Origin of the sequence: Corynebacterium sp. MSK195 (assembly GCF_030228885.1) — a bacterium.
Taxonomy (GTDB): Bacteria; Actinomycetota; Actinomycetes; order Mycobacteriales; family Mycobacteriaceae; genus Corynebacterium.
This window is the reverse complement of sequence record NZ_JASPGT010000021.1, coordinates 1-5,387: the sequence shown is the minus strand read 5'-3', so window position 1 is coordinate 5,387 and position 5,387 is coordinate 1. Positions and strand designations below refer to the sequence as shown.

Below are 5,387 nucleotides of genomic sequence, written 5' to 3'. Positions count from 1 at the left end.
AACGCCGGCACGCAGCGGCCATCAGGAAATGAGAAACTGGGTCGTCTCGGCTCTCCGCCCAACTTTGCAACAGCACCATGTGAAGTGACCTGTTGCCTTTTTCGTTACGGTTCCCGTGCTCACCCTTGATGAATCGCGTGTACCGCACGATCGCTGGCTACTCACGCTCCGCCTAACTCAGTAGTTAGGGGTGCTCGCTGCCTTTATCCGTGCGGCCGCTTCGGGCGAGGGGCCTGTAACAAAGTGGATGTACAGTTTTTCTCCCTTGTAGCGGGAGACTCTTTCCGCAGGTCATGTGGCATTCCCGGGATTTTGACGCGTTAGCGTCGAAAAAAAGAACATGGGGGTACCTACCTACGGCAAGACCTGACTAGCCTAGCAACCAGCTAAAACATGTCCAAATCCCTGCTCAGAAGCATAGAGCTGAGGTGTAGGGTCGGCGCCATTCAGGGCCGACCGACCTCACTAGCCGCACCTGCTGGCTCACACACTCACCTGCACAGCTCCACAATCCCTCCTTGTAGTACTTTGATTAGGCTTACCTTGTTCATATAAGCTTGCTCCCGTTAAGATCATGGACTTTCACGCGTCAAGGAGGGATGCATGGCTATCTCTACCCCGCATGCGCAATCCCCTTCTCAATCACACCTGGGGTCTCGCGCGGACGCTACTGCGGACGCTTCTGCCAGCGCTCCATCAGGTAAAATCCCGCGTCGCCTCGTCGGCCTCGGCGTCCTTTTCCTCCTATTGCTCGCCAGCATCGTTGCCAGCATCGTGTTTGGATCACGGCAGATCCCTTTTGGAGAAGTGTCCGCCGTGTTCCGCGATCTCGGCACGGCGTTCGGCCACGCGGAGGGGCTGAATGTGGATCAGCGCGTGATCGTCGAGCTCCGCATTCCCCGCACCCTGTTGGGCCTAGTCGCCGGTGCTGCCCTTGGCGCCTCCGGTGCATTGATCCAAGGGCACACGCGCAACCCTCTCGCGGACACGGGCATTCTCGGCATCAACTACGGTGCGTCCCTGGCCGTGGTTGCCAGCTTCTCCTTGCTGGGTGTGACGTCCGTGTGGGCTACCAGCATGTGGGCGTTCGGTGGGGCCATCGCTGCTACTGCGTTGGTGTTTAGTTTGGCGTCCATAGGAGGAGGACAGGCCAATCCAATGACGCTGGTCCTCGGCGGCGCGGCTTTGTCCGCGGTCCTCAGCGCCATCATCAGCGGTTTTATCCTCACTGACGATGCCAATCTGGATCGCATGCGCTTCTGGACCGTCGGCTCCATCGCGGGCCGGGATCTCACCGTGTTCTACGGCGTGCTGCCGTTTATCCTGGTGGGCCTCCTGCTGGCGTTCATCACGGCACCGCAGCTAAACCTCCTGAATCTGGGCGATGACATCGCCTCCGGACTGGGCATCAACACCCAGCGCGCCCGCCTGATTGGCATGGCTCTGATCGCACTGCTGGCCGGTGCCGCGACAGCTGCCGCCGGCCCCATCACCTTCATCGGCCTGGTGGTCCCGCACCTCGTGCGCGCCATCACGGGCCCTGATTACCGCTGGATCCTCCCTTACTCTGCCCTGACGGGTGCGGTGATGATGCTGTTCGCAGACGTGGTGGGCCGTCTGATCGCTCGTCCGGGCGAGTTGCAAGTAGGCATCATCCTCGCGTTCGTGGGCGCGCCGTTCTTCATCGCCCTTATTTATCGACGCCGGGTGGTGGCCATTTAATGAGTTCCCTCCTTGCCCGCCCTACCTCTTCCACTATCCCTGGGCGCCCGCCATTCCGCGTGGGCTCATTTTCTGTGGTCTGGCGCCCTCGCGCGTTGACGGTGTCTCTATTGCTGCTCGTGGCGATCGTCTTGCTAGCGGCGGTCTCCATCGGCCTGGGTGACTATCCTGTGTCCCCGGCTCGTGTGCTGGAGGTGCTGTTCACCGGCCAGGGCACCCGCATTGAGCGTCTGGTGGTTTTGGATTGGCGCATGCCTCGTGCGCTGACGGCCATTCTGGTGGGCTGTGCGCTGGGATTATCCGGAGCCCTCACTCAGTCCGTGACTCGCAATGCGCTGGCCAGCCCGGATATCTTGGGCTTCACTACGGGCGCGTCCGCGGCCGCGGTCACCGTCATCACTCTGGGTGGTGGCGCTGGTGGTTTCCTCGGCTGGCTCAGCAGCATCGGCATTCCCTTGGCCGCGGTGCTTGGTGCGGCTGTCACCGCAACGGTGATGTGGGCTCTGGCGTGGAGGAGATCGACTGATTCCTTCCGGCTAGTGCTGTTCGGCATCATCATCTCTGCTCTGTTGACCTCGTATATCAACTTCCTGATGATCCGCACGGAGTTGCGCGATGCCGCGGCCGCGCAGTTCTGGCTTACTGGCTCCCTGAGCACTGCGGACTGGTCCAAGATGTGGCCCATCGCCATTGTTGTGTTGGTGTTTACACCGCTGCTGGCCTGGATTGGTCACCAACTTTTAGCCACCTTGCTGGGCTCGGATACTGCACGGGCTTTGGGACAAAACGTCCAGGGTGTGCAGGTGCTTCTGCTCGCCGCTGCCGTGGCTTTGGCAGCAGTGGCGGTCTCGGCCGCTGGCCCCATCGGGTTCGTCGCCTTCGTGGCCCCACAGGTGGCGCTGCGCTTGTGCAACTGCTCTGCACCACCGCTTCTGGCCTCTGCGCTGACCGGCGCTGCGCTACTCCTGCTGGCAGATATCAGCACCCAAACTCTTCTGCCCGTAGAGCTGCCGGTGGGCATTCTCACCTCGGCAATCGGCGGTGCGTTCCTTATTTATTTGCTGGTCCAACGGAATAGGTCAACCACGGCATGAGAAAAGATCCCACCCTGGAAGTTAGCAGTGCCGCGAACAAAGAAGGACACATGACTCAGAAGCACAGCATGAGCGCACGCGGCCTCGCCGTGGGCTACGGCGACCGGACGGTCATCGAAGGCTTGGACGTGGACTTTCCTCGCGGGCAGATCACCACAATCATCGGCCCCAATGGCTGCGGCAAATCCACGTTGTTGCGAGCCATGTCTCGTCTCCTTCCGGCGAATGAGGGCGAAGTGCTGTTAGACGGCGCCGATATCTCATCCATCAGGCGCAAGGACCTCGCACGGACCATCAGCGTGCTGCCACAAACCCCTACCGCCCCGGAGGGACTCAACGTGGCTGATCTCGTCTCGCGCGGTCGGCACCCACACCAATCGTGGATCCGTCAGTGGTCGTCCACGGACGAAGCCGAGGTGCACAAGGCGCTGGAAATGACTGGCTCGATGGGGCTGGCGGAGCGCACCCTGGATTCTCTGTCCGGAGGGCAGCGGCAGCGTGTGTGGATCTCCATGGTTCTTGCGCAGAACACGGACATCCTGTTCCTGGACGAGCCCACCACCTACCTGGATCTGGCCACGTCGGTAGAGATTTTGGAGCTGGTGCAGCGTCTACGCCGAGAGCTGGATCGGACTGTGGTGATGGTGCTGCACGATCTCAACTTGGCTGTACGCTACAGCGATAATCTCGTGGTGATGAAGGATGGACAGGTCCTCGCCACCGGGCGTCCCAGCGAGGTCATTACCCCAGAGCTACTGCTCGAGGCGTTTGCCCTCAACGCGCTAGTCATCGAGGATCCTGTCACCGGCGGTCCGCTGATCGTCCCCAAGTGACGATCAGGGCTTAGTCCTCCATCAGCTCCTGGGCGGGAGTCTTCTTGGACTTCCGCCAGTTGATCATCGCGGAAATCACCACCGGAGTCACAGACACCAGCACGATGACGATGGCGATCATGTCGATGCGATCCGCAATGCCCGGGATATCCCCCAGCAGCACGCCAATGCCGACCATGCTGACAATCCACAGCACTGCACCCGTGACGTTCCATCCCACGAACTTCTTGTACGGCATCTCCGCGGTACCAGCGGCCACGGGAATGTAGGTACGCACGATCGGGATGAAGCGCCCCAGTACCAGAGCCAACGGCCCGTACTTCAGGAAGAAAGCCTCGGCTTGTTCGAGGTGCTCGGTTATGAGGATCTTGGCGTCGGGCTTAAACAACTTGCGGCCAAAGCGGTGGCCGAGCCAGAAACCTACCTGGTCGCCCAAGAACGCCGCGACGATGGCCACGCCCACCAGAATCGGAACGTTCAAGCCCAGCTGATCGCGCAAGATTGCCGCGGTGACCAGCATGGAATCGCCGGGGAGGAACGGGAAGAGCACGCCGGATTCAATAAAGATAATCAGCGCAATGCCGCCGAGCGCCCAGCCGCCAAAGTTCTGGAGCAGGGTGGTGGCGTCCATGAGGTCGCTTAAGTGCACAGGGAATCCCTTCTAGAAAACAACTGGTCTATTCTTACCCCGGTTTCTGACCGGAATACAGGCAGCTCGCCCCTAGCGTGCATCCGTTATCCCCATGAGTGCCCGTCCCCTAGCCAGCAACAGCAAAACCGCCCCAGCACGTTCATGCGGGGCGGTTCGGCAGTTGATTCAGACTACTTCGTGGCGTCTGCCAACGGCTGCTCGATCTTGTCCAGCAGGTAGTTCAGGCTCAGCACGGTCTGCCATCCGAAGGCCTTTTCCAGGTCGCCTTCCAGGTAGACACTGTGTCCGTCCTTCACGGCGGGCAGCTTGCCCACGATCGGATCCTCGGTCACAGAAGCCTTGCTCTGCTTCGGAGAGTAAGACAGTTGATCCCACACCAGCACGTCAGAGTTGATCTGGTCTGCGTTTTCCTTGGAGACCTCACCGTAGAACTTGTCCTTGGTGATGCCCGCGTAGGCCGGGTTGATCTTGAATCCCAGCTCGGTGAAGAAGCGGCTACGCGGATCGCCCTCGGCAAAGACAGCCAGGCTCTCGTCGGAGACAGTGGCCACGCCGAGTTCCTTTTCGGCCCATTCTGGGTGGCGGCCCTTGAGCTCTGCGAACTTCTCCTTGACCTGCTCCACCTGGCGCTTTGCCTCTTCAGGCTTGCCCACGGCCTGCCCGATCTCTTCCGTGGTCACGTCCCATGGTTGCTGTAGTTCTTCGTATTCGCCCTTTTGTACGACGACAGGGGCGATCTCAGACAGCTTCTTGTACGTGTCTTCATCGATGTCCGAGTACACGGCCACGATGAGGTCTGGATTGTCCTTGGCGATGGCTTCCGCGTTGACTTCTGTGTCCTTGTCGATCCGAGGAGTGTCGCCCTCGATCTTGTCATTGGACCAGTTGCCCGCAGCCTGACCATCCGGGGTCATTCCGTCCCAGTACTTCACGGAGACAGGAGTAACTCCCAGCGCCAGCAGTGCGTCCTGATCCGTGTAGCCCAAGGAGACCACGCGCTGCGGGGCTTGGACCTGACCCCTGTTTGGTAGACACCTGATATCCAGCCCGGTTGGGTTGGGAAGAAAGGTAATCTACCACCATGCC

At 60.4% G+C, this 5,387-nt stretch carries 5 protein-coding genes; 3 read left to right on the top strand and 2 right to left on the bottom strand.

All coding sequences use genetic code 11. The features are described 5' to 3' along the window. The first annotated feature begins 603 nt into the window (after nucleotides 1-603). From QP909_RS11435 to QP909_RS11425, 3 genes are read left to right on the top strand one after another with little or no spacing between them, the layout of a single operon-like run. Entirely contained in the window at nucleotides 604-1,722 is a 1,119-nt protein-coding gene (locus tag QP909_RS11435) for a FecCD family ABC transporter permease (protein WP_005325331.1), read from the top strand. After that, a complete protein-coding gene (locus QP909_RS11430; protein ID WP_005325330.1) occupies nucleotides 1,722-2,816 on the top strand; it encodes a FecCD family ABC transporter permease in 1,095 nt (364 codons plus the stop codon). Before QP909_RS11435 ends, QP909_RS11430 begins: the two co-directional genes overlap by 1 nt. Before the next feature lie 50 nt (nucleotides 2,817-2,866). Then, nucleotides 2,867-3,649 carry an ABC transporter ATP-binding protein gene (locus QP909_RS11425; RefSeq protein WP_019176090.1) on the top strand — a complete coding sequence of 261 codons (783 nt, stop codon included), beginning with the start codon at nucleotides 2,867-2,869 and terminating at the stop codon, nucleotides 3,647-3,649. Nucleotides 3,650-3,659: 10 nt separating this feature from the next. On the opposite strand, the gene QP909_RS11420 is transcribed toward QP909_RS11425, so the two are convergent. Both QP909_RS11420 and QP909_RS11415 read right to left on the bottom strand, forming a co-directional pair. Next, a complete protein-coding gene (locus QP909_RS11420; RefSeq protein ID WP_005325329.1) occupies nucleotides 3,660-4,298 on the bottom strand; it encodes a DedA family protein in 639 nt (212 codons plus the stop codon). Between the two features lie 173 nt (nucleotides 4,299-4,471). After that, nucleotides 4,472-5,296 (bottom strand): iron-siderophore ABC transporter substrate-binding protein, encoded by an 825-nt coding sequence (locus QP909_RS11415; RefSeq protein WP_284767299.1) that lies wholly within the window; start codon nucleotides 5,294-5,296, stop codon nucleotides 4,472-4,474. Between the last annotated feature and the right edge of the window lie 91 nt (nucleotides 5,297-5,387).

Excerpts from the sequence above, each read along its gene's own strand:
- QP909_RS11430 (WP_005325330.1), top strand. The coding sequence starts at position 1,722 with ATGAGTTCCCTCCTTGCCCGCCCTACCTCTTCCACTATCCCTGGGCGC.
- QP909_RS11435 (WP_005325331.1), top strand. The coding sequence starts at position 604 with ATGGCTATCTCTACCCCGCATGCGCAATCCCCTTCTCAATCACACCTG.
- QP909_RS11425 (WP_019176090.1), top strand. The coding sequence starts at position 2,867 with ATGACTCAGAAGCACAGCATGAGCGCACGCGGCCTCGCCGTGGGCTAC.